At 71.5% G+C, this 22,768-nt stretch carries 22 protein-coding genes; 16 read left to right on the top strand and 6 right to left on the bottom strand.

The features are described from left to right. Positions 1 to 27: 27 nt before the first annotated feature. The 4 genes from groL to Aeryth_RS02395 all read left to right on the top strand — a co-directional run bounded on the left by groL (position 28) and on the right by Aeryth_RS02395 (position 4,957). Positions 28 to 1,632, top strand: a complete 1,605-nt coding sequence (gene groL, locus Aeryth_RS02380; RefSeq protein WP_067854178.1) for a chaperonin GroEL — start codon at positions 28 to 30, stop codon at positions 1,630 to 1,632. Between the two features lie 134 nt (positions 1,633 to 1,766). Continuing rightward, complete coding sequence (locus Aeryth_RS02385; RefSeq protein WP_067854181.1) at positions 1,767 to 2,159, top strand: MmcQ/YjbR family DNA-binding protein; 393 nt, start codon at positions 1,767 to 1,769, stop codon at positions 2,157 to 2,159. 247 nt (positions 2,160 to 2,406) lie between these two features. Further along, on the top strand, positions 2,407 to 3,336 hold the full coding sequence (locus Aeryth_RS02390; protein WP_067854184.1) for an AurF N-oxygenase family protein: 930 nt from the start codon (positions 2,407 to 2,409) through the stop codon (positions 3,334 to 3,336). 7 nt (positions 3,337 to 3,343) lie between these two features. Then, positions 3,344 to 4,957: an FAD-dependent oxidoreductase gene (locus Aeryth_RS02395; RefSeq protein WP_067854187.1), complete on the top strand. Its 1,614-nt coding sequence runs from the start codon at positions 3,344 to 3,346 to the stop codon at positions 4,955 to 4,957. 30 nt (positions 4,958 to 4,987) lie between these two features. Here the strand turns inward: Aeryth_RS02395 and Aeryth_RS02400 are convergent, their stop codons facing one another. Next, positions 4,988 to 5,443 carry an SRPBCC family protein gene (locus Aeryth_RS02400; protein WP_144433640.1) on the bottom strand — a complete coding sequence of 152 codons (456 nt, stop codon included), beginning with the start codon at positions 5,441 to 5,443 and terminating at the stop codon, positions 4,988 to 4,990. Positions 5,444 to 5,589: 146 nt separating this feature from the next. On the opposite strand from Aeryth_RS02400, the gene Aeryth_RS02405 reads away from it, so the two are divergent. Genes Aeryth_RS02405 through Aeryth_RS02415 form a run of 3 tightly spaced genes read left to right on the top strand, consistent with a single transcriptional unit; the run spans position 5,590 to position 8,300 of the window. Further along, entirely contained in the window at positions 5,590 to 6,588 is a 999-nt protein-coding gene (locus Aeryth_RS02405) for an ABC transporter substrate-binding protein (protein WP_067854193.1), read from the top strand. Next, positions 6,585 to 7,568 (top strand): ABC transporter substrate-binding protein, encoded by a 984-nt coding sequence (locus Aeryth_RS02410; protein ID WP_067854195.1) that lies wholly within the window; start codon positions 6,585 to 6,587, stop codon positions 7,566 to 7,568. Before Aeryth_RS02405 ends, Aeryth_RS02410 begins: the two co-directional genes overlap by 4 nt. Positions 7,569 to 7,571: 3 nt before the next feature. Beyond that, positions 7,572 to 8,300, top strand: a complete 729-nt coding sequence (locus Aeryth_RS02415) for an SIP domain-containing protein (RefSeq protein ID WP_067854197.1) — start codon at positions 7,572 to 7,574, stop codon at positions 8,298 to 8,300. Positions 8,301 to 8,311: 11 nt separating this feature from the next. Here Aeryth_RS02415 and Aeryth_RS02420 read toward each other — a convergent pair whose 3' ends face one another. The 3 genes from Aeryth_RS02420 to Aeryth_RS02430 all read right to left on the bottom strand — a co-directional run bounded on the left by Aeryth_RS02420 (position 8,312) and on the right by Aeryth_RS02430 (position 10,428). After that, entirely contained in the window at positions 8,312 to 9,484 is a 1,173-nt protein-coding gene (locus Aeryth_RS02420; protein ID WP_202967700.1) for a low temperature requirement protein A, read from the bottom strand. A gap of 120 nt (positions 9,485 to 9,604) precedes the next feature. Further along, positions 9,605 to 9,958 carry a HepT-like ribonuclease domain-containing protein gene (locus Aeryth_RS02425; RefSeq protein ID WP_067854200.1) on the bottom strand — a complete coding sequence of 118 codons (354 nt, stop codon included), beginning with the start codon at positions 9,956 to 9,958 and terminating at the stop codon, positions 9,605 to 9,607. After that, entirely contained in the window at positions 9,958 to 10,428 is a 471-nt protein-coding gene (locus Aeryth_RS02430; protein WP_067854203.1) for a nucleotidyltransferase domain-containing protein, read from the bottom strand. The genes Aeryth_RS02425 and Aeryth_RS02430 overlap by 1 nt, the downstream gene beginning before the upstream one ends. Before the next feature lie 148 nt (positions 10,429 to 10,576). Here Aeryth_RS02430 and guaB point away from each other — a divergent pair, with 148 nt between their 5' ends. Together guaB and Aeryth_RS02440 are read left to right on the top strand one after the other, a co-directional pair. Continuing rightward, complete coding sequence (gene guaB / locus Aeryth_RS02435; RefSeq protein WP_067854206.1) at positions 10,577 to 12,085, top strand: IMP dehydrogenase; 1,509 nt, start codon at positions 10,577 to 10,579, stop codon at positions 12,083 to 12,085. A gap of 23 nt (positions 12,086 to 12,108) precedes the next feature. Continuing rightward, on the top strand, positions 12,109 to 12,615 hold the full coding sequence (locus Aeryth_RS02440) for an SRPBCC family protein (protein WP_067854209.1): 507 nt from the start codon (positions 12,109 to 12,111) through the stop codon (positions 12,613 to 12,615). A gap of 15 nt (positions 12,616 to 12,630) precedes the next feature. Here Aeryth_RS02440 and Aeryth_RS02445 read toward each other — a convergent pair whose 3' ends face one another. Next, positions 12,631 to 12,915, bottom strand: a complete 285-nt coding sequence (locus tag Aeryth_RS02445; RefSeq protein WP_067854212.1) for a hypothetical protein — start codon at positions 12,913 to 12,915, stop codon at positions 12,631 to 12,633. Positions 12,916 to 13,028: 113 nt separating this feature from the next. Here Aeryth_RS02445 and Aeryth_RS02450 point away from each other — a divergent pair, with 113 nt between their 5' ends. The 6 genes from Aeryth_RS02450 to Aeryth_RS02475 all read left to right on the top strand — a co-directional run bounded on the left by Aeryth_RS02450 (position 13,029) and on the right by Aeryth_RS02475 (position 20,484). Then, a complete protein-coding gene (locus Aeryth_RS02450) occupies positions 13,029 to 14,135 on the top strand; it encodes a GuaB3 family IMP dehydrogenase-related protein (protein WP_067854215.1) in 1,107 nt (368 codons plus the stop codon). Continuing rightward, positions 14,135 to 14,560 (top strand): hypothetical protein, encoded by a 426-nt coding sequence (locus Aeryth_RS02455; RefSeq protein WP_067854218.1) that lies wholly within the window; start codon positions 14,135 to 14,137, stop codon positions 14,558 to 14,560. The genes Aeryth_RS02450 and Aeryth_RS02455 overlap by 1 nt, the downstream gene beginning before the upstream one ends. Before the next feature lie 116 nt (positions 14,561 to 14,676). Next, the gene (gene efeO / locus Aeryth_RS17550) at positions 14,677 to 15,810 is read left to right on the top strand and encodes an iron uptake system protein EfeO (RefSeq protein WP_067854221.1); all 1,134 of its coding nucleotides are present in this window, start codon (positions 14,677 to 14,679) and stop codon (positions 15,808 to 15,810) included. After that, positions 15,807 to 17,072 carry an iron uptake transporter deferrochelatase/peroxidase subunit gene (gene efeB / locus Aeryth_RS17555; RefSeq protein WP_067854223.1) on the top strand — a complete coding sequence of 422 codons (1,266 nt, stop codon included), beginning with the start codon at positions 15,807 to 15,809 and terminating at the stop codon, positions 17,070 to 17,072. Before efeO ends, efeB begins: the two co-directional genes overlap by 4 nt. 88 nt (positions 17,073 to 17,160) lie before the next feature. Continuing rightward, complete coding sequence (locus tag Aeryth_RS02470; protein ID WP_067854225.1) at positions 17,161 to 18,711, top strand: succinic semialdehyde dehydrogenase; 1,551 nt, start codon at positions 17,161 to 17,163, stop codon at positions 18,709 to 18,711. A gap of 81 nt (positions 18,712 to 18,792) precedes the next feature. Continuing rightward, the gene (locus Aeryth_RS02475) at positions 18,793 to 20,484 is read left to right on the top strand and encodes a GMC oxidoreductase (RefSeq protein ID WP_067854227.1); all 1,692 of its coding nucleotides are present in this window, start codon (positions 18,793 to 18,795) and stop codon (positions 20,482 to 20,484) included. Between the two features lie 122 nt (positions 20,485 to 20,606). Here Aeryth_RS02475 and Aeryth_RS02480 read toward each other — a convergent pair whose 3' ends face one another. Continuing rightward, positions 20,607 to 22,196 (bottom strand): adenylate/guanylate cyclase domain-containing protein, encoded by a 1,590-nt coding sequence (locus tag Aeryth_RS02480; protein WP_067854229.1) that lies wholly within the window; start codon positions 22,194 to 22,196, stop codon positions 20,607 to 20,609. A gap of 140 nt (positions 22,197 to 22,336) precedes the next feature. On the opposite strand from Aeryth_RS02480, the gene Aeryth_RS02485 reads away from it, so the two are divergent. Then, positions 22,337 to 22,735, top strand: coding sequence for a cyclic nucleotide-binding domain-containing protein (locus Aeryth_RS02485; RefSeq protein ID WP_067854232.1), 399 nt, complete (start codon positions 22,337 to 22,339; stop codon positions 22,733 to 22,735). The last annotated feature ends 33 nt before the right edge of the window (positions 22,736 to 22,768 follow it).

The following is a 22,768-nucleotide window of genomic DNA, read 5'->3' on the forward strand; positions in this document are numbered from 1 at the left end:
TCAGTCGTTTCGTAGGAAGGCATCACCATGCCCAAGATCCTCGAGTTCGACGAGGACGCACGCCGCGCGCTCGAGCGCGGCGTCGACGCCCTCGCGAACACCGTCAAGGTCACCCTCGGCCCCAAGGGCCGCTACGTCGTGCTCGACAAGAAGTGGGGCGCCCCCACCATCACGAACGACGGCGTCACCGTCGCCCGTGAGGTCGAGCTCGACGACCCGTTCGAGAACCTCGGCGCCCAGCTCGCCAAGGAGGTCGCCACCAAGACGAACGACGTCGCCGGTGACGGCACCACCACGGCCACCGTGCTCGCCCAGGCGATGGTCCACGAGGGCCTGCGCGCCGTCGCCGCCGGCGCCAACCCGGTCGGCCTCAAGAAGGGCATCGAGGCCGCCGTCAAGGCCGTCTCCGAGCGCCTGCACGAGGTCGCCCGCGACGTCGACGACATCAAGGACATGACCGACGTCGCCACCGTCTCCTCGCGCGACGCGCACATCGGCGAGCTCATCGCCGAGGCGTTCGACAAGGTCGGCAAGGACGGCGTCATCACCGTCGAGGAGTCCAACTCCCTCGGCACGCAGCTCGACTTCACCGAGGGCATGCAGTTCGACAAGGGCTACCTGTCGCCCTACATGGTCACCGACACCGAGCGCATGGAGTCCGTCCTCGACGACCCCTACGTGCTCGTCAACCAGGGCAAGATCAGCTCGGTCGCCGAGCTGCTCCCGCTGCTGGAGAAGGTCATCGCGGCCAACAAGAGCCTGTTCATCATCGCCGAGGACGTCGAGGGCGAGGCGCTCTCGACCCTGGTCGTCAACAAGATCCGCGGCACGTTCACCTCGGTCGCCGTCAAGGCGCCCGCGTTCGGCGACCGCCGCAAGGCGATGCTCCAGGACATCGCGACCCTCACCGGCGCGACCGTCGTCACCCCCGACGTCGGCCTCAAGCTCGACCAGGTCGGCCTCGAGGTGCTCGGCACCGCCCGACGCGTGGTCGTCACCAAGGACGACACGACGATCATCGACGGCGGCGGCGACGCTGCCGAGGTCGAGGGCCGCGTCAACCAGATCAAGGCCGAGATCGAGCTCACCGACTCCGACTGGGACCGCGAGAAGCTGCAGGAGCGGCTCGCGAAGCTGGCCGGCGGCGTGTGCGTCATCCAGGTCGGCGCCGCCACCGAGGTGGAGCTGAAGGAGAAGAAGCACCGCATCGAGGACGCCGTCTCGGCGACCCGCGCGGCCATCGAGGAGGGCATCGTCGCCGGCGGCGGCTCCGCCCTCGTCCACGCCGTGTCCGTGCTCGACGACGACCTCGGCCTCACCGGCGACGAGGGTGTCGGCGTGCGCATCGTGCGCATCGGCGCCGACGCCCCGCTGGAGTGGATCGCCCGCAACGGCGGCGTCTCCGGCGAGGTCGTCGTGTCCAAGGTCCGCGAGAGCGGCGAGGGCTACAACGCCGCCACCGGCGAGTACGGCGACCTGCTCGCGCAGGGCATCCTCGACCCGGTCAAGGTCACGCGCTCCGCGCTGGCCAACGCCGCGTCGATCACCGCCATGCTGCTCACGACCGAGACGCTCGTGGCCGACAAGCCCGCCGACGACGAGGGTGACGCCCACGCCGGGCACAGCCACTGAGTCAGCCGCACCACGACCGAGGCCCGTCGTCCCACCCGGGACGGCGGGCCTCGTCGCGTCCTGGGGTGGGGGAGAGGGGTCGACGAGGCTCGGCGAGGGTCGACGGGCCGACCGCCCCGCACGACGCTGGACCCGTGCCCACCCTCGCCGACGTCGAGCGTCTGTGCACCGCCCTGCCGTCGGTGAGCGAGGGCACCACGTTCCGCAACCGCGCCTGGTTCGTGGACAAGGCGGTGTTCTGCTGGGTGCGGCCCTTCACGCAGGCCGACCTGCGACGTTTCGGCGACGCTCGCGTGCCTCGGGGCGACATCGTCGGACTGCGCACCGAGGACCTCGCCGAGCGCGACGCCATCCTCTCCGAGGGCGTGCCAGGCCTGTTCACCATCGAGCACCTGGCCCACCACCCCGGCTACCTCGTCGAGCTCGACGTCGTCGACCCCGCACGGCTCGCGGCGGCCGTCGAGGACGCCTGGCTCGCCCGCGCCCCCGCCCCGCTCGCCCGCACCTTCCTCGACGCCCAGCGCTGACCCGCGGTCCGCAGATTCCCGGGTCGACCTGGGAATCTCCCGCGAGGCACGGACATCTCAGCGGCGCACGGAAAGCTCTCCGTGCTGATCGCGGATTCCCAGGTCCACCTGGGAATCCTCGACGAGGCGCGGGGACGAACGGCGGGTGACGTGTGTCTCTTGCGCTTCCGCCACCCCGGGCATACCGTGGGTACGGATGTGACACTCCCGATGTCACATCATCGCTGTCGAGTCGAGGAGTCCCACCATGACGATCACCGCACCCAGCCCGGAGCAGGACGCCGCCGCCTTCCGCGCCGAGGTCGAGCGCGACGGTGTGCTCGAGCGTCTGCTCTCCTCGTCGGCCCAGCTCTCGTACGACCCCGAGAAGGAGGTCGACTGGGACGCCCCGCTCGACCCGCTGCACGACGGCGTGAACCCGGAGTGGTGCACGCTGTACGGCACCGACATCTGGGAGCGCATGAGCCCGGAGCAGCGCGCGACCCTCACGCGTCACGAGGCCGCCAGCGTCGCGAGCATCGGCATCTGGTTCGAGATGCTGCTCCAGCAGATGCTCCTCGTCGACATCTACGACAAGGACTACGCGAGCAGCGAGTTCCAGTTCGCGCTGACCGAGATCGCCGACGAGTGCCGCCACTCGATCATGTTCGCCAAGGGTGCGCAGCTGATCGCCGGCCGCTCCTACCTGCCGCACCCGCGTCTGCACCAGGCGGCCAAGCTGCTCAAGCTGACCGCGCGCAACGAGGTGGCCTACACCTCCATCCTCGTCGCCGAGGAGGTCCTCGATGTCATGCAGCGCGACTGGATGCGCGGTGCGTCGGTCGCCCCGCAGGTCAAGACGATCTGCAAGATCCACGTGGTCGAGGAGTCGCGCCACATGAAGTTCGCGCGTCACGAGACCATCGAGGCGATGCGCGGCATCTCCGAGGTGCGGCGCAAGGCCAGCGCGCTGCAGATCGCCAGCGTCGGCTACTTCATCGTCAAGAGCCTGGTGCAGCCCGACGTGTACGCCGAGGCCGGTCTCGACGTGAAGGAGGCCGTCGCGGCGGCCAAGAACAACGAGCACCACCACGCCCTCATGCGCCTGTCGTGCGTCCACCTCATGGACTTCCTGTCCGAGGCGGGCCTGCTGACGCCTGCGGCCAAGCGGCTCTACCGCCGCGTCCACATGCTCTGATCCGCCCATGCCCTTCGCGATCACCCAGAGCTGCTGCTCCGACGCGTCCTGCGTCGAGGTCTGCCCCGTCGACTGCATCCACCCGACCCCGGGCGAGCCCGACTTCGGCCACACGGACATCCTCTACGTCGACGCGCGCGCCTGCATCGACTGCGGCGCGTGCGCCGACGCCTGCCCCGCCTCGGCCATCAAGCCGATCGAGATCCTCCGCGGAGGCGAGGAGGTCTTCGCCGAGCTCAACGCCGCCTACTACGCCGAGCGCCCCGACCGAGCGGTCGCGAAGGAGCAGACGCACGCCCGGGTGCGCCCCGGCGTCCCCACCGGCCTGCGCGTGGCGGTCGTCGGCACAGGTCCGGCAGCCACCTACACCGCCCGCGAGCTGCTCGCCGCGACCGACGCCGACGTCTCCTTCGTCGACCGTCTGCCGGTGCCCGGCGGTCTGCTCCGCGCGGGCGTGGCCCCCGACCACGGCGAGACCAAGCGGGTCGGCGACACGTTCTCCTGGACGTACGAGCACCCGCGCACCTCGCTGTTCATGAACGTCGAGGTCGGCCGCCACGTCAGCCACGCCGAGCTGCTCGAGCACCACGACGCCGTCGTCTACGGGATCGGCGCGCCCGAGGACCGTCGGCTCGGCATCGAGGGCGAGGACCTCGACGGCGTGCACGGCTCCACCGAGACCGTCTCCTGGTACAACGGCGACCCCGAGGTCCCCGGCGACGCGATCCGCGTCGACGGCGCGCGCGTGTTCGTCGTCGGCAACGGCAACGTTGCGCTCGACATCGCCCGCATCCTGCTGAGCGACCCCGAGCGGCTCGCCGGCACGGAGATCGCCGACCACGCCCTCGAGGCCATCCGGCGCTGCGACGTGCGCGAGGTCGTCCTCCTCGGCCGCCGTGGACCGGAGGAGTCGGCGTTCACGCGTCCGGAGCTGCTCACCCTGCCCGACGGCATCGAGCTCGTCGTCGAGGACGACGCCGCCACCGTCGCCACGCTCGACGCTGCTGCGCCCGGATCGAAGGCGGCGCTGCTCGCCGACCGTCGCCGAGTGCGCAGTGACTGGTCGAGCGAGCCGGGCCCCGGTCGCCGGCTCGTGCTCGCCTTCGGTCGACGCGTCGTCGCCGCGCACGGCGACGCGACCCTCGCGTCGGTGACCGTGTCCGGACCCGACGGCGAGGTCGAGGCGCCCACCCGCCTGCTCGTCAGCTCCATCGGGCGCCGCGGCCGCCCCGTGCCGGGCCTGCCGTTCGACGCCGAGCGCGGCATCATCCCGAACGCCGACGGACGCGTCGTCGACCCGGCCACGGGCGAGGCCGTCCCCGGCGCCTACGTGGTCGGCTGGGCGAAGCGCGGGTCGACGGGCGGCATCGGCGCGAACCGCATCTGCGCCGGAGAGACCGTCACGACCCTGCTGGCCGACGCCGCGGAGCACCGACTGCCCCGCCCTGCCCGGTCGGGACGCGCGTTCGCCCGGCTCCTGCGCAAGCGTCAGCCCGACCTCGTCCAGGCCCCGGGGGTGCGCGCCATCGAGCGCCACGAGGTCGACGCCGGCCGCGCGTCCGGACGCCCGCGGGTCAAGCTGGTGACGGTCGAGGAGCTCCTCGCGGCTGGCCGACGCTGATCCCTTCGGGCCTGGAGCGCCGGTGGAGGGTCATGCGACGACCGCCTCGAGACGCTCGAGCGTCCGCTCGAGCGCGGTCACGGGGACGGCGGGGAAGCCCCCGACCCTGCGGTGGATCTCGGGGTCGTCGACGTCGGACCAGTCGTAGGTGAGCGACACCAGGCTTCCCGCGGCCGTCGCGTCGACGCGCCACCGCCACTCCCAGCCCGGCGGGGTGCCGTCGACCGGTCCGGTGCGCCAGGCCACCTCGACGTCGCGCAGGAAACGTGTGACGAGGTTGTCGGTGCGGTAGTCGCCGGCGCGCGGGTGGTGGACGTGCATCCGGAACACCTGTCCGACGGCGGTGACGGGGGAGGCGCCGTCGTCGGCGCGCACCATGTCCGAGCCGTCGATCTCGGGGTGGCGCCGCGGGTCGGCGAGCAGGCCGAACACCACCGAGGGCGAGGCGGTGACCTCGCGCGAGACGACGACGCTGGTGCGGTCCACGTCCCCATCGTGCGCCCGACGGGGACCGCTGTCGAGCATCGACCGTCCGGCGGCCGACACCCCGACCTCACGGGTGGTCCACCTCACGTCGGTCGCCTGGGACATCCCTTGCTCAGGTAAGGCTGACCTAGGTTAGGCTCCCCTCCATGATCCGACGCACGTTCACGCCCCGACGCCTCGCCGCAGCCGTCGCCGTGGCCCTCGCCCTCCCCCTCGCCGCCTGCGGCTCGTCCTCCGACGACGCCTCCTCCGACCAGGCCTGGACCTACACCGACGACCTCGGCACCAAGCTCGAGCTCGACAAGGCGCCCGAGCGGATCGTCGCGCAGTCGTCGGTCGCCGCGGCCCTCACCGACCTCGGCCTCGGCGACAAGATCGTCGGCGTCTTCGGCCCGGTGAAGAACGCCGACGGCGACGTCGACAGCCAGGCCGCCGGCCTCGACGTCGACTCCGTCGAGGACGTGACCGGCGAGGGCGAGTACGGCGACATCGACCTCGAGAAGATGGCCGGCCTCAAGCCCGACCTCATCGTCACCAGCTCCTACGTCGAGCCCGACCTCTGGTACATCAACAAGGACGCGCAGACCAAGCTCGACAAGCAGTACCAGACGCTCGTCATCAGCTTCGACGGCAAGACGCTTCCGCAGATCATCGAGTCGACCGAGAAGGCCGCCAAGGCGCTCGGCGCGTCCGACGACGCCGGCGAGAAGGGCCAGGAGGCGTTCGACGCCGCCAAGCAGCGCCTGAGCGACGTCGCCGACGGGGCGAAGCCGTCCATCCTCGCCGTGTCCTACTCGCCGGACCTGTTCTACGTCTCCAACCCCGACGTCAGCCCCGACCTGAAGTACTACCGCGACGAGATCGGCCTCGACGTCATCACGCCGAAGAACCCCGACGAGGGCGGGTACTTCGAGTCCCTGAGCTGGGAGAAGGCCGACACGTACGACGCGGACATCGCCTACTGGGACGACCGCATCGGCAGCGCCGGTCTCGCCGCGCTGAAGAAGGAGCCGGTCTGGGGCAAGACCACGGCCGCCAAGAACGACGCCTACATCCCGTGGACGTCCGTGGCGCCGCCGTCGGCCCAGGCCTACGCCGACATCTTCGACCGGTTCGCCGACGGCCTGGAGAAGTACACCCGATGAGGCGCCCGCTGCAGGCCGCACTGGCGGTCGTCGCGCTGCTGCTGGTGACGGCCTGCAGCGGCGGCTCGACCGACGAGTCCGAGGAGGACTGGACCTTCACGGACGACATGGGCACGAAGATCAGCCTCGAGGCGGTGCCCGAGCGGATCGTCGCCTACAAGGGCGTCGCTGCCGCGCTCGCCGACATGGGGCTCGGCGACCGGGTGGTCGGCGTGTTCGGGGAGCCGGCCAACCCCGACCCCGACCTCGGGCTGCAGTCGCCCGACCTCGACGTCGACGCGCTGCCCGACGTCACGGGCGGCGAGTACGGTGCGGTCGAGCTCGAGGAGCTGGCCGCCCTCGAGCCCGACCTGATCGTGACCACCACCTACGGCGCCGGCGACTACTGGTACCTCTCGCCCGACGTCGCGAAGCGGCTGGGCGGCACCTACGACCTCGCCGCGATCAACCTCGAGAAGGAGACCGTCGACGGGGTGATCGAGAACAGCGAGCGCCTCGCGCTCGCCCTGGGCGCCGACGAGGCCGACTTCGAGGCGGGCCACGCGGCCCTGGCGAAGGCCGGCGACGTCGTGCGCGACGCCGCGAGGGCTGCAGGCGACCCGACCATCATCGCCACGTCGACGACACCGGAGCTGCTCTACGTCGCGAACCCGCCCGCGTACGCGGACCTGACCTACCTGTCCGACGAGATCGGCCTCGACGTCGTGCGTCCGGCCGCGAAGGATCTCGACGAAGGCGACTACTGGGACTCCGTCAGCTGGGAGAAGGCGGACGCCTACGACGCCGATGTCGCCCTGTGGGACACCCGTGGGGGCGACAAGAACCTCAAGGCCCTCGAGCAGCAGCCGGTGTGGAACAAGGTCCGGGCGGCACAGGACGGGGCCTACCTGCCCTGGCGGTTCGAGATCGCGCCGAGCGCACAGGGCTACGCGACGATGCTCGAGCTGTTCGCGGGCGACCTCGAGGGACTGAAGGACTGAGCCGTGGCCCGCACCCCCACCCTGCTCGCGAGCTACGTCGAGGCGCAGGCCCAGGACGCGGTGGTGCGCCACAACGACGTGCTCTCTCCCGGGCTGCGGCGTCTCGTCCTCGCCAGCACCGACTTCCTCGGCGCGACGATCGAGCCGTGCGACGTCACCGCGTTCCGGGTCGCCCGCACCGCGTTCCGGCACTACACCCCCGCCCGCGTCGTCGGCGACGAGCTGACGATCGTCGTGCAGCGGCACGACCACCCCGGCCCGACGCCCGGCCACGACCTCGTCGAGGGGTGGGTGCCGGGCGACCCGGTCAAGGTGTGCCGCTGGTCGTCGGCGCGGGCGTTCACCTGGGCGCTCGGCGGGGACCGACCCGTCGTGCTGCTCGGTGACGCGACCGTCATCAGCCTGGCACTCTGCATGGCCGACCGCGCGGCCCGCGAGGGACGCGAGCTGCTGACCGTGCTGGAGGTGCCCGCACCCGACGTCGCCGCGACCCAGGCGCTCCTGCCCGACGCCACCGTGCTGCCCGCGCTGGAGGTGCCGGGCGCCGTGGTCGACGCCTGGCTGCGAGCCAACGTCGAGGCGCTGCGCCTGCTCGAGGCCCCCGTCGCCTACCTGGCCGGGAACGGCCCGGCGATCCAGCGCCAGCGGACCCTGCTGCGCGACGTCGTGGGCCTGGACCGCAGGGCCGTCCGCACGCAGCCCTACTGGGCCGAGGGCAAGGTCGGGCTGTAGGTCGGCGCCCGTCAGCCGCGCGCCGGGGTCGTCGGCGGCCGCACCACCAGCACGGCGACGACGAGCACGAGCACCACCGACGTGAGGGCGAACGGGACCGGCAGCACGGGGTCGAGCAGGACCAGCAGCGCCCCGAGCGGGACGACGGTGTTGACGACGCCGTCGGCGTTGGCGCGCAGCGTGATCCACCAGATCCCGAGCACGAAGAGCGCGACCGGGACGGTCACCGTGGACGCTGCCGCGACGTCGGTCAGCTCCGAGTGGTCGGTGAGCACGTCGATCTCGACCTCGATGCCCGCCGAGAGCGCGCCTGCCGCAGCGAACACGAGGTAGTGGACGTAGCCGTAGCGCAGCGAGGTCGCGAGCGACGTGATCGCGCGGTGGTGCGGCGGCCAGAAGTAGATCCACCAGAGCGCGGCGGTGGTCACGAAGGCGAGCAGCGCCACCGAGAGCAGCGGCACGAGCGCGGTGTCGTCGTGCAGGGCCTCGAGCACGGCGTTGGCCGACCCGAGCAGGCTCTCGCCCAGCAGGATCAGGGTGAAGAGTCCGTAGCGCTCCGTCACGTGGTGCGGGTGCCAGGGTGTCGTCTCCCGGCGCTCGGCCACCACCGGCACGGCCAGCTCGGCGAGCAGCAGCACCACGAACGCGACCGGCACGACGTCGTCGGGCAGCGCCAGCACCGCGATCCACAGCACCTGGACCAGCGAGATGCCCGCGGCGTAGGTCAGGCAGGTGCGGCGCGTGGCCTCGTCGGCGCGCGCGGCGCGCAGCCACTGGGCGACCATCGCCACGCGCATGATGACGTACCCGACGATGACCAGGCGCAGGTCGTCGTCCTCGAAGACGGGCTGGATGCCGGCGGCCAGCACCAGGACCCCGGCCATCTGCACGAACGTGAGCACCCGGTAGAGCCAGTCGTCGACCGCGAAGGACGTGGCGAACCAGGTGAAGTTCATCCAGGCCCACCAGATGGCGAAGAACACCATGGCGTAGGAGACGAGCCCGTCGACCACGTGGTCCTCGGTGAGCTGGTGGTGCAGCTGCACCGACGCCACGCTCACGGCGACGACGAACACCAGGTCGAAGAACAGCTCCAGCGTGCTGGCGACGCGTCCGTCCTCGCCTGGGTCGCGCGGCCGCATGGGCAGCAGGCGTAGGCGCGACGACGCAGGGACGGTGCTCATGGGTCCTCCCGACGGTCCGGGACGGTCCGGACGCGACGCCATCCTGCCAGCGTCGGGGTGGGTGAGTCAGCCCCTGTGGCCGAGCGTGGGGCGCTCCTCGACGCCCGGTGGTGGGTCGCGTCAGGGCGATGCTGCGTCCTCCGGCACGGCGACGAGCTCGGCGAGAGCGTCGCGCCAGGCAGGGACGTCACGAACGAGGGTCGTCCAGGTGAGAGAGCGGTCGATCGTGTCGTACTGGTGGATGAGCCAGTTGCGCGTGGCGACGGCGTCGGCCCAGCGCACGCCCTCCGGTGCGGCCAGGTCGGCTCGACGGAGTCGGTTGGCGGTCTCCCCGATCTTCATGAGGAGCGAGTCGCCGGCCTCCTGTCGCAGCGGGTCGACGAGGTAGGCGGCGCGGCCGGCCCCGGTCACCGCGTCGACGCCCACGAACCAGTCACGCAGGTGCAGCAGCTCCTTGGCGACGCGTCGATCCATCACAGCTCCGTGGCGTCGGCGAGGACGTCTGCATCGCGGAGTGGATCGAGACCGCCGTAGGTGACGAGGTCCACGGGGCGGCCGAGCACCTGCTCATAGAGCCTGCGCAGGTTCTCCACCTCGAGGATCCCGGCGTCGGTGGGCGCCTCGACGAGGAGGTCGATGTCGGAGTCCGGCCGCGCCTGGCCGCGGGAGACGGATCCGAAGACGGCCAGGCGCGAGAAGCCACGATCGTGGGCCAGCCGGACGAGGACCGGCGCCGCCGCCTCCACCAGAGTCGCTGGGTCGACGTCCGTCGACCGGGTGGTAGCGAGCTGCTGGCTGACGGCGGGCTGACTGATGCCGAGCGCTGCCGCGATGTCGCGCTGGCTCGCTCCGGTGGACGCGAGTGCGCGGAGCGCGACCTTGCGGCGCAGGCGCGCGACGTCCTCGTCGCGCCGGGCGTCGAGATACTCCGCGAGAAGAGTCATAAGTCGATCTTATCGCGGCGGTGCTGGCGGCGTGCCAGTCAGAGAGCCGACGGCCGCTGCCGTCGACGCCCGTCGGGGAGTGGTGAGGGAGCCGGACGTCACCCTCCACGCGGTCGGGACCCCTGGCGGGCGGTCGTAGGATAGGTGCATGGAGCAGGGCATCCCCGACAAGTTCGCCAGTCTCGGTCTCACGTACGACGACGTCCTGCTGCTGCCGGGCGAGACCGACGTCGTGCCCAGCGAGGTCGACACCACCGCACGCCTCACGCGCGACCTGACGCTGCGCATCCCGCTGCTGTCGAGCGCCATGGATACCGTCACGGAGTCGCGCATGGCCATCGCGATGGCGCGCGAGGGCGGCATCGGCATCCTGCACCGCAACCTCTCGATCGAGGACCAGAGCTACCAGGTCGACCTGGTCAAGCGCACCCAGACCGGCATCATCCCCAACCCGGTCACCATCGGTCCGAAGGCCACCCTCGAGGAGCTCGACGAGCTCTGCGGCGAGTACCGCGTCTCGGGCCTGCCCGTCGTCGACCCCGACGACCGGCTCATCGGCATCATCACCAACCGCGACCTGCGCTTCACGCCCGTCGCGGAGTGGGCCAGCACGCTCGTCGGCGACGTCATGACGCCCATGCCCCTCGTCACCGGTCCGGTCGGCATCAGCCGCGAGGACGCCTCGGCGCTGCTGCGCCAGCACAAGCGCGAGCGCCTCCCGATCGTCGACGACGAGGGACGGCTCGCCGGGCTCATCACCGTCAAGGACTTCGTGAAGTCCGAGCAGTTCCCGCTCGCCAGCAAGGACGGCGAGGGCCGTCTGCTCGTCGGTGCCGCCGTCGGCTTCTTCGGCGACTCCTGGGACCGCGCCAACGCGCTGCGCGAGGCCGGGGTCGACGTGCTCGTCGTCGACACCGCCCACGGCCACGCCCGCCTCCTGCTCGACATGATCCGCCGCATCAAGGCCGACAAGAACTTCGCCGACATCCAGGTCGTCGGCGGCAACGTCGCCACCCGCGCCGGGTCGCAGGCACTCGTCGACGCCGGGGTCGACGCGGTCAAGGTCGGCGTCGGGCCCGGCTCCATCTGCACCACCCGGGTGGTCGCCGGTGTCGGCGTCCCGCAGGTCTCCGCCGTCTACGAGGCCTCGCTCGCCGCGAAGCCGGCCGGCATCCCCGTCATCGCCGACGGCGGCCTGCAGTACTCCGGCGACATCGCCAAGGCCCTCGTGGCCGGTGCCGACACCGTCATGGTCGGCTCGCTGCTCGCCGGCTGCGAGGAGAGCCCCGGCGACCTCATCTTCATGAACGGCAAGCAGTACAAGACCTACCGCGGCATGGGCTCCATCGGTGCCATGGCCTCCCGCGGGAAGAAGTCCTACTCCAAGGACCGTTACTTCCAGGCCGACGTGGTCAGCGACGACAAGATTGTCCCCGAGGGCATCGAGGGCCAGGTGGCCTACCGGGGCCCGCTCGGCGCCGTCGCGCACCAGCTCGTCGGTGGCCTGCACCAGTCGATGTTCTACGTCGGGTCGCGCACCATCCCCGAGCTTCAGGACCGGGGACGCTTCGTGCGGATCACGTCGGCGGGTCTCAAGGAGAGCCACCCGCACGACATCCAGATGACGGTCGAGGCCCCGAACTACGCCGGACGCTGACCACGGCCGGTCGGCGACGCTCCGTGCTGGGTGAGCGCTGGGGCGTCACCGACGCCGAGACGCGGCTCGTCCACGGCTGCGACGCCGTCCTGCCGGGTGCGCCGATGCAGGCCTGGAGGGGCGTCACCGTCGATGCCCCGTCCGACGTCGTCTGGGTCTGGGTGCGCCAGCTGCGGCTCGCGCCCTACGCCTACGACTGGGTCGACAACCTCGGGCGACGCTCGCCCCGCGTCCGCTCCGCGCTGCCCGAACCTGCCCCTGGCGACCGTTTCATGCATGCCATGGGCCGCGACGTCGGCACCGTCGTCGCCGTCGACCCGGGTCGCGAGCTGACCGCCCGGATCGGCCCGTCGCTGATGAGCTACCGCGTCGCGTCGCTGCCCGACGGGCGCACCCGCCTGCTCCTCAAACTCGTCTCGCGCGGCCCGCGGCCGCTCACCGACCTGCTGTGCCTCGGCGACCTGCCGATGGCACGCCGGCAGCTCCTCACCCTGCGCGACCTCGCCGAGGCCGAGTCGCGCTCGGGCTGAGGCCTGCGTCGAGACCTACTCGGGCCGGTCGAACACGTGACGCGTGAGTGCCTGCACGTCGCGGTCGAGGTGGTCGAGCCGCTGGTCGACGCGGCGGAACTCGGTGCGCATCTCGGTGCGCAGGCCGTCGATCTCGACGCGGACGGTGCCGATCTCACCGCGCAGCTCGTGCCGCACCGCCGTCAGCCCCGACTGCAGCGTGCGGTGGAAGGAGGTCATGACGACACCCAGGACCGCGACGGTCGTGGTCAGGAACCCGATGATCAGCGTCCAGCTCTGCGCGTCGGTCATGGTCGGCACCCCTCCATCGTCGGCGACGTCAGCGATCCTGCCCAGGGCCGCCGACGTCGGTCCAGGCGCGCGTCCACAGCCGGGCGGGTCGTGGCGATCGCCGGCGGCACTAGGGTGGACCCATGCCTGAGCTCGACATCGGTGCCGCCAAGCGCGGTCGGCGCGCGTACTCCTTCGACGACATCGCGATCGTGCCCAGCCGGCGCACGCGCGACCCCGAGGAGGTCTCGACCGCCTGGCAGATCGACGCCTACCGCTTCGACCTGCCCGTCATCGCCGCCCCGATGGACAGCGTGATGAGCCCGGAGACCGTGATCGCGCTCGGTCGCCACGGTGGTCTCGGCGTCCTCGACCTCGAGGGCCTCTGGACCCGCTACGAGGACCCGACGCCGCTGCTCGCGGAGATCGCGTCGCTCGATCCCGTCGCCGCCACCGCACGTCTGCAGGACATCTACGCCGAGCCGATCAAGCCGGCGCTCATCAAGGACCGGCTCGCCGAGATCCGCGAGGCCGGCGTCACGGTGGCCGCCGCGCTCTCGCCGCAGCGCACCAAGCAGTTCGCCGACGTCGTGGTCGACGCGGGCGTCGACCTGTTCGTCATCCGTGGCACGACCGTCTCGGCCGAGCACGTGTCGAGCCAGACCGAGCCGCTGAACCTCAAGCAGTTCATCTACGAGCTCGACGTCCCGGTCGTGGTCGGCGGCTGCGCCACCTACCAGGCCGCGCTGCACCTCATGCGCACCGGCGCCGCGGGCGTGCTGGTCGGCTTCGGCGGCGGCGCGGCGCACACCACCCGCTCCGTGCTGGGCCTGGCCGTCCCCATGGCGTCCGCCGTGGCCGACGTGGCCGCCGCGCGTCGCGACTACCTCGACGAGTCGGGCGGCCGCTACGTCCACGTCATCGCCGACGGCTCGATCGGGCGCAGCGGCGACATCGCCAAGGCGATCGCCTGCGGTGCCGACGCCGTCATGATCGGCTCGCCGTTCGCGCGGGCCACCGAGGCTCCCGGTCGCGGCTTCCACTGGGGCGCCGAGGCCTGGCACCACGAGCTGCCGCGCGGCAAGCGGGTCGAGATCGGCACGGTCGGGTCGCTCGAGTCGGTCCTGTTCGGTCCGTCGTCCGTTCCCGACGGCACCATGAACCTCATCGGCGCCCTGCGTCGCGCCATGGCCACCACCGGCTACACCGAGCTCAAGGAGTTCCAGCGCGTCGAGGTGGTCGTCGCCTGATGGCGACGACCCCGCCGAGCGGGTCCGGCGCCTGGCCGGTCGACGAGCCGCCACCGGACCGACAGCCGCCGACCGCCGCGCGGATCGTCGAGGTCGTGGTGGCCGGGGTGCTGTGGGTCGGCCTCGCGCTCGGCTCTCTGCTGGTCGGCGCGCTCGCGCCGCTGACCGCGATGGCGTCCGACGGGTGCGGCGGCTCGTCCGACGGCGGGGCGCTCATCTGCCGGCCGGAGGGCTCGCTCCTGTTCTTCGGCGGGCTGGGCCTGCTCTGGGTCCTGCTGCTCGTGGCGGTGCTGCTCAGCGCCTTCCGCATCGTGCGTGCCGCGACGTCCGGACGGCCCGTCTGGCCCTGGCCGTTCGTCGGTCTCGGCATCGCGCTGCTCGGCGTCGTCCTCATGGTCCTGGACCTGGCGGTCATCACCCGCTGACGCCGCTGCCAGCGGTTCGGGCCACATCACATCCGAAACCGTTGCCGCGGGGAACGGTCGGGGGTCTAGCATGGTGAGGCTGTCCTCACCTGGACGCCCGCACCGAAGGAACCACCATGCGCCGCACCCTCATCGCCACCGGCCTCGCCGCCACGTCGCTCGTCCTCCTGGCCGCCTGTGCCGAGAAGCCGTCGGAGGCCGACGGCACCGTCTCCGTGAAGGCTGCCGACTCCTCCTGCAAGGTCTCGGCGACGCAGCTCAAGGCCGGCCCCACCACGTTCGCCGTGACCAACGCGGGCTCCAAGGTCACCGAGTTCTACGTGTACGCCGAGGGCGACCGGATCATGGGCGAGGTCGAGAACATCGGCCCGGGCCTGTCGCGCGACCTCGTCGTCGACCTGCCGAAGGGCGACTACCAGGGCGCGTGCAAGCCGGGCATGGTCGGCGACGGCATCCGCCAGGACCTCAGCGTGTCCGGCAAGGCCGCCAAGGAGCTCTCGGACTCCGCCGAGCTCAAGGCCGCCGCCGCCAGCTACCAGCGCTACGTGGAGAGCCAGACCGGGGCGCTCATCGACAAGACCACCGAGTTCGTCGACGCGGTCAAGGCCGGCAAGGTCGACGAGGCGAAGGCGCTCTTCCCGCGGGCGCGCACCTACTGGGAGCGCATCGAGCCGGTCGCGGAGATCTTCGGCGACCTCGACCCGATCACCGACGGCCGCGAGCCCGACGCCAAGGCGGAGGGGCGCGACTTCACGGGCTGGCACCGCATCGAGAAGCAGCTCTGGGTCGCCGGCAACACCGACGGCATGGACCCCTACGCCGACCAGCTGCTCGCCAACGTGACGAAGGTCGTCCAGGAGAGCAAGGACAAGCCCCTCACGGCGCTCCAGCTCGCCCAGGGCTCGAAGGGCCTGCTCGACGAGGTCGCCACCGGCAAGATCACGGGCGAGGAGGACGAGTTCAGCCACACCGACCTCTGGGACTTCAAGGCCAACATCGAGGGCTCGCAGGCCGCGATCGCCGCCCTGCGTCCGGTGCTCGAGGAGGCAGACCCCGACCTCGTGACGCTGATCGACCAGCGGTTCAAGGCCCTCGACACCGAGCTCGACCAGTACCAGGACGCCGACACCGGCGAGTGGGCCGGCTACGACACGCTCAGCAAGGAGCAGGTCAAGCGGCTCTCGGACTCCGTGGCAGCGCTCAGCGAGCCCATCAGCAAGGTGGCGGCCGTGGTCGCGGCCTCGGCGTGAGCGAGCGCTCCCCGCTCTCGCGCCGCGCCCTGCTCGGCGCGGCCGGCGCCGGTGCGGTGGCCGCGAGCGTCGCCGGTGGCTACGCCGTCGGCGCGACGCGCGACGAACCCGTCCGCCCCGACCCCGAGGCGGTCCCGGTCGCCTTCGAGGGTCGGCACCAGGCGGGCATCCTGACCCCGGCGCAGGACCGGCTGCACTTCGTCGTCCTCGACGTGACCACCGAGAGCCGTGACGAGCTCGTCGGCCTCCTGAAGGAGTGGACGCAGGCGGCGCGCAAGCTCACGCAGGGCAACGAGGTGGGCGTCTACGGTGCCGTCGCGGGCGCCCCGGAGGCGCCACCGGAGGACACCGGCGAGGCCCTCGGCCTGCCCGCGTCGGGCCTGACGCTGACCATCGGCTTCGGGCCGAGCCTGTTCGAGCGCGACGGTCGCGCTCGGTTCGGCCTCGGCGACGCGCGGCCCGCCGACCTCGTCGACCTGCCGCTGTTCTCCGGCGACCGCCTCGAGCCGTCGCTGACGGGCGGCGACGTCGCGATCCAGGCCTGCGCGAACGACCCCCAGGTGGCCGTCCACGCCATCCGCAACCTCGTCCGCATCGCCTTCGGGCGTGCATCGGTGCGCTACTCCCAGCTCGGCTTCGGTCGCACGTCGTCGACGTCGGCGTCCCAGGCCACGGCGCGCAACCTGTTCGGCTTCAAGGACGGCACGGCGAACGTGAAGTCCGAGGACCGCGACGTCGACGACGTGGTGTGGGTCCAGCAGGGCGACGGTCCCGACTGGATGGTCGGCGGCTCCTACCTGGTGGCGCGACGCATCGACATGCGCATCGAGACGTGGGACCGTGAGCCGCTCGCCGGGCAGGAGGCGATCATCGGCCGGGCCAAGGGCTCGGGCGGTCCGCTGTCCGGCGGTGACGAGCACGCCACCATCGACCTGGGCAAGCGCGGGTCGGACGGCCAGCCCCTCATCCCCGTCACCTCCCACGTCGCCAAGGCGCACCCCGACAACAACGGCGGCGCCCGGATCCTGCGACGCGGCTACAACTTCGTCAACGGCACGGACGGCCTCGGACAGCTGGCGGCCGGGCTTTTCTTCATCAGCTACCAGCGCTCGCCCGAGCAGTTCGTGCGGATCCAGCGCAACCTCGCCGGGCCGACCAACGACGCCCTCAACGAGTACCTCGTGCACCGCAGCTCCGGGTTGTTCGCCTGCCCGCCCGGCGTCGGGCCGCGCGGCTTCTGGGGCGAGACGCTGCTCGGCTGACCGCGTCGCGTCGACGTCCGTCCGACGGACCGGCCGGATGTGACACAAGCCCTGTCGCATTCGACATACCGGCGGTATCCTGGAGAGCATGTCACTCGCCGACGTGGTCCCCGCCTCCCGTGTCCAGAGCCTGACGGCGCTGATCCGCAGCACCAGCGGCGAGACCCGCACGACCACCACCCCGCTCACGGGCGAGCCCGTCGCGCAGATCCCCGTGTCGTCGATCGACGACGTCGAGGCTGCGTTCGACGCCGCCCGCGCCGCGCAGCAGCGCTGGGCGCAGACCCCGCTGGAGGCGCGCTCCGCGGCCCTGCTGCGTCTGCACGACCTCGTGCTGGCGCACCAGGACGAGCTGCTCGACCTCATCCAGCTCGAGTCGGGCAAGGCGCGCGCCCACGCCTTCGACGAGGTCGCCCACCTGGCGCTGACCGCCCGGTTCTACGCGCGTCGTCTGAAGAGCCAGCTCAGCCCCACGCGACGCAACGGCGCCCTGCCGGGGCTCACGCGGGTCGAGGTGAACCAGGTGCCCAAGGGCGTCGTCGGCATCATCAGCCCCTGGAACTACCCGCTGACCATGGCCATCTCCGACGGGCTGCCCGCCGTCGCCGCCGGCAACGCCGTGGTGCACAAGCCCGACAGCCAGAGCCCGCTCATCGCGCTCGCCGGCGTCGAGCTGCTGCGTCGCGCCGGCATCCCCACCGACGTGTGGCAGGTCGTCAGCGGTGCGGGCTCGGTCGTCGGCTCGGCGATCATCGAGCGCGCCGACTACATCTGCTTCACCGGCTCGACGGCGACCGGCACCCTGGTCGCCAAGCAGGCGGCCGAGCGGCTCGTCAGCTGCTCCCTCGAGCTCGGCGGCAAGAACCCGATGATCGTGCTGCCCGGCGCCGACGTCGAGCGGGCCGCGGCCGGTGCGGTCACCGCCTGCTTCTCCTCCGCCGGCCAGCTCTGCGTGTCGATCGAGCGCGTCTACGTGCCCGAGGCGCTGTACGACGGCTTCCGCGACGCCTTCGTGCGTCGGGTGCAGGCCCTCAGCCTCGGCGCGTCCCTCGACTGGGACGCCGACATGGGCTCGCTCATCTCCCAGAGCCAGGTCGAGACCGTCGCCAAGCACGTCGACGACGCGGTCGCGAACGGCGCCACCGTGCTCACGGGCGGTCGGGCCCGACCCGACCTCGGTCCGTACTTCTTCGAGCCGACGGTGCTCGAGGGGGTCACCGAGGCCGCCGCGTGCTTCGCTGAGGAGACGTTCGGTCCGCTCGTCTCGCTCTACCAGTACCGCACGGTCGACGAGGCCGTCGCGCTCGCCAACGCCGGCGAGTACGGCCTCAACGCCAGCATCTTCGGCCCGGTCCGCGAGGCCCGTCGCATCGCCCCCGCCATCAAGGCCGGCACCGTGAACGTCAACGAGGGCTTCGCCGCGACGTTCGGCAGCATCGACGCCCCCATGGGCGGCATGCGCACGTCGGGCGTCGGCCGTCGCCAGGGCGCCGAGGGCATCCTGCGCTACACCGAGCCGCAGGCCGTCGCGGTCCAGCGGGCCGTGCCGATGGGCGGACCGGCGTTCGTCCCCGCGCGGCGCTACGCGCAGGCCCTCACCCTCGGGCTGAAGGTGCTGCGTCGCACCCCGCGCGCCTGAGGCCACCGCACCTGGACGCCCCGCGCGTCCTCCCGCAGCACACGGCACCACCACCCCGCAGCAGCACCACGAGAGGTTCCCATGGGTTTCGACCACGACGTCATCGTCATCGGCTCCGGATTCGGCGGCAGCGTGTCCGCCCTGCGGCTGACCGAGAAGGGCTACAAGGTCGCCGTCCTGGAGGCAGGCAAGCGCTTCCGCGACGAGGACTTCGCCAAGACGTCGTGGCGGCTGCGCAAGTTCCTGTGGTTGCCGCAGCTGGGCTGCTACGGCATCCAGCGCATCGACAAGCTCAAGGACGTGCTCATCCTCTCCGGGGCGGGCGTCGGGGGCGGGTCCTTGGTGTACGCCAACACCCTGTACGAGCCGCTCGACCCGTTCTACAAGGATCCCGCCTGGGGCCACATCGCCGACTGGAAGAGCGAGCTGGCGCCGTACTACGACCAGGCCAAGCGCATGCTGGGCGTCGCGACCTACCCGTTCGAGACCCCGGCCGACCGGGTGATCAAGAAGGTCGCGCAGGACATGGGTGTCGAGGGCACGTTCCACCACACGCCCGTCGGCGTCCTCTTCGGTGACGAGCCGGGCCAGAAGATCGCCGACCCCTACTTCGGCGGCGCCGGCCCCGACCGCAACGCCTGCACCAACTGCGGCGAGTGCATGACCGGCTGCCGACACAACGCGAAGAACACGCTCGTCAAGAACTACCTCTACCTCGCCGAGCAGAACGGGGCCGAGATCCACCCGATGACGACGGCGGTGTCGGTGACACCGCTGCCGGGCGGCGGCTACGCGGTCGAGACGCGACGTACCAACAAGCGCTTCCGCAAGCACCGCGTGATGACCGCCGAGCAGGTGATCTTCTCGGCCAGCACGATGGGCACGCAGAAGCTGCTGCACCGCATGAAGGACCAGGGTGTCCTGCCGAACGTCTCGGACCGGCTCGGTCTGCTGACGCGCACGAACTCCGAGGCCCTGCTCGGCTCCATCGCCGACGGCAAGGACGTCGACTACTCCGAGGGCGTGGCCATCACGTCGTCGTTCCACCCCGATGAGTTCACGCACATCGAGCCGTGCCGCTACGGGCGGGGCTCCAACGCGATGTCGCTGATGCAGACCGTCCTCACCGACGGAAGCCTGCCGACGGCGCGCTGGAAGACGTGGCTCAAGGAGATGTGGCGGCAGAAGCGCAACATGTTCAAGCTCTACGACCTGCGGCACTGGTCGGAGCGCACGGTCATCGCGCTGGTCATGCAGACCCACGACAACTCGATCACGACGTTCACGAAGCGCAACGTGCTCGGCAGGAAGGTGCTGACGTCGCGTCAGGGCCACGGTGCGCCGAACCCGGCGTTCATCGAGCCGGGTCACGTGGCCGTGCAGCGGATGGCCGAGCACATGGGCGGCACCCCGGGCGGCACGATCGGCGAGCCCTTCAACGTGCCGCTCACGGCGCACTTCATGGGTGGCGCGTGCATCGGCGACTCGCCGGAGACCGGCGTGATCGACCCCTACCACCGTCTCTACGGGCACGAGGGGCTGCACGTGATCGACGGCTCGTCGATCAGCGCCAACCTCGGCGTCAACCCCTCGCTGACCATCACGGCCCAGGCCGAGCGCGCGATGGCCTACTGGCCGAACCGCGGCGAGGCGGACCCACGGCCCGCGGTGGGGGAGGGCTTCCGCTCGCTCGAGCCGATCGCCCCGAAGAACCCCGTGGTCCCCGAGGACGCCCCCGCGGCCCTGCGCCTGCCCATCGTCGGCGTCAGCTGACCTCCGCCTGGCGCTGCTGATTCCCATCACGTGATGGGAATCAGCAGCTCACCACGGTTCTTCGTCGCTCCCCGGCGGATGCATCCGCAGGGGAGCGAGGGATTCCCATGACCTGATGGGAATCAGTCGATGGGCGAGGACTCAGGCCGGGGACCGTCGGCCCGCCGCGGGACGGCGGTCTCGGTCTCCTCGGACCGGCCGCGGAGCACGGTGCTGCCCTCGCGACGCCAGTGGGCGGCCTCGTCAGCATCGGCGGAGGTGACCGCCTGGAGGTCTGCCAGCACGCCGCCGTCGACGTCCTTGGCCAGCTCGGTCAGGCGGGAGGCGGCGTTGACGGCGTCGCCGATCACGGTGAACTCGTAGCGGGTCTCGTCGCCGACGTAGCCCGCGACCGCGCGCCCCGTGGCGACGCCGATGCCCGCCCGCACCCCGACCAGCTCCGACTCCAGCCGTTCGCCGATGCGCCGGGCGGCGGCCAGCGCCTGACCCGCGTGGTCGTCGAGGTGGCGCGGCGCGCCGAAGACGGCGAGCACCGCGTCGCCCATGAACTTGTTGACCAGACCCCCGTGCGCGTCGACCTCGGCGATGATCACGCCGAAGTAGGCGTTCAGCATGGCCACGACCTCGTCCGGCTCGCGCTCCTCGGCGTACGACGTGGACCCCACGAGGTCGGTGAACAGCACCGACACCTCGCGCGTCTCACCGCCCAGCCGCACGTCGTCCAGCGCCGCCTCGGCGACGTCGCGCCCGACGTGGCGGCCGAACGCGTCGCGCAGCCGCTCCCGCTCCAGCAGGCCCGTCGACATCTGGTTGAACCCCGACTGCAGCATGCCCAGCTCCGAGCCGTCGAACACCTCGATCGTGGTGCCGAACTCGCCGCGCTCGACCCGACGCATCGCCTCGGTGACGCCGGTCATCGGCTGGACGACGGCACGGGAGGTGAGCCACATGACGAAGAAGCCGAAGAACAGCACGACCGTGCCGATGATGAGCGTGACGACGGCCAGCTCGCTGAGGGTGAGCTGGTCGGTGGAGAGCGCGAGGATGCCCACCACGACGAGGCCCACGACGGGTGCGCCGGTGCCGAGCCACCAGAACATCAGCACACGGGTCGCGGCACCCAGCCCGCGCGGACGCTTCATGACGGCGCCTCGGAGGGCGCGCGCGGCGATCGGTCGCATCGCGAACTCGGCGAGCAGGTAGGCGATGGTCGTCACCACGATCGACGCGATACCGACGGTGAGGCCGGTCGAGAGCGCGCGTTCGGGCTGCACGGCGACCGACAGGAGCGTGAAGAGCACCGTGGCCAGCACCCACAGGGCCGCCTGCATGACGGTCAGCGACCGTGCGGCGCGCAGGGCGCGGCGTCGCTCGCGCGACGTCGGCTCGCGGTCCTCCAGCGCCCACCGCTGGGCGCGGACCGTGCGGCGCGTGCCCCACGTCGCGCCCACGAGCACGGCGAGCCCGACGTAGATCGGCACGGCCACCGCGAGGGCCACGCCCATGTCGCGCGTCGGGCGGGGGCTCGGGACCACGAACACCGACAGCGCGACGACGATGCCGGCGCCGATGACGTTCGTGCTGACGAGGAAGAGGGTGAGCAGCAGCTGGATGCGCACCCGCAGCCGGCTGGTGTCCTGCTCGGCCGATCCGAGCAGCACCGAGCCGAACGCGCGGCGGGACCGGGCCGTACGCGCGTCACGAGAGGCCACGTCATTGCCTTCCAGGGCTGGCGGAGGGGACGTCGGGCAGCGTACCGTCAGCATGCTGCGGGCGTGTCCTCCTTCGCTCCAGGTCGTTGGACCGGCTGCGGCGCCCTCCCACCCCCGCGCCGTTCGACCGAGAGGAAGCCATGGCACGCAAGGCAGACCGCGAGACCATCGACGCGCTGACCCGCGTCACCGACTTCGACGCCAAGACCATCGAGAAGCTCGCCGGTGTCGGTCGTCCCGTGAACATCCCCGAGCGCTGGGCCGTGATGATCGAGAACACTCCCGCGGACAAGGCGTACATCATCCTCGAGGGCACGGTGGAGATCCGTCGCCACCAGGAGTCCATCGCCGAGCTGGGTGCCGGCGACGTCATCGGCGAGATGGCGCTCGTCAACGGCAAGCTGCGCAACGCGACCGTCGTGGCGAAGACGCCGGTCAAGGCGCTGCACCTCACCGACTCCGACGTCGCCGAGCTGCTCGAGCACGACCCGAACTTCGCCGAGAAGCTGCAGAAGAAGGCCACCGAGCGGCTCGACTGACCGTCCTGCTCGTGGCTGCCCGGCCCGGCCCCT

The sequence above is a fragment of the Aeromicrobium erythreum genome, from assembly GCF_001509405.1.
In the GTDB taxonomy this organism is placed as follows: Bacteria; Actinomycetota; Actinomycetes; order Propionibacteriales; family Nocardioidaceae; genus Aeromicrobium; species Aeromicrobium erythreum.